Origin of the sequence: Winogradskyella litoriviva (assembly GCF_013249065.1) — a bacterium.
GTDB classification, from domain to species: Bacteria; Bacteroidota; Bacteroidia; order Flavobacteriales; family Flavobacteriaceae; genus Winogradskyella; species Winogradskyella litoriviva.
In genome coordinates this window covers 1-255 of sequence record NZ_JABRWQ010000058.1, presented here as the reverse complement: position 1 = coordinate 255, position 255 = coordinate 1, and the positions used below count along the sequence as shown (strand labels likewise).

Here is a 255-nt window from a genome sequence, read left to right as displayed (position 1 = left end):
CAAGCAATGCGATAAGTACGCCAACAGCTTATACAAATACAGAAGCATTTACACAAACCATATGGGTTAGGGTAGAAGATAATATGACCTTAGAAGGCTGTTATAAGTTAACCAGTTTAGAATTAATTGTTAATCCATTACCTGTATTAGTAACGCCAGGTCCAATAGAGTTGTGTGATGTTAACAATCCAGGCGATGAGCAAGAAGGCTTTATCTTAGAAAATGAAGACGCTAATGCTGAGATTTTAAATGGCC

General features: G+C 36.9%; 1 protein-coding gene. It reads left to right on the top strand.

The window, feature by feature from the left end; all coding sequences use genetic code 11:
- The coding region (locus HNV10_RS17145) for a hypothetical protein (RefSeq protein ID WP_173302692.1) at nt 1-255 on the top strand (255 nt) is incomplete at both ends.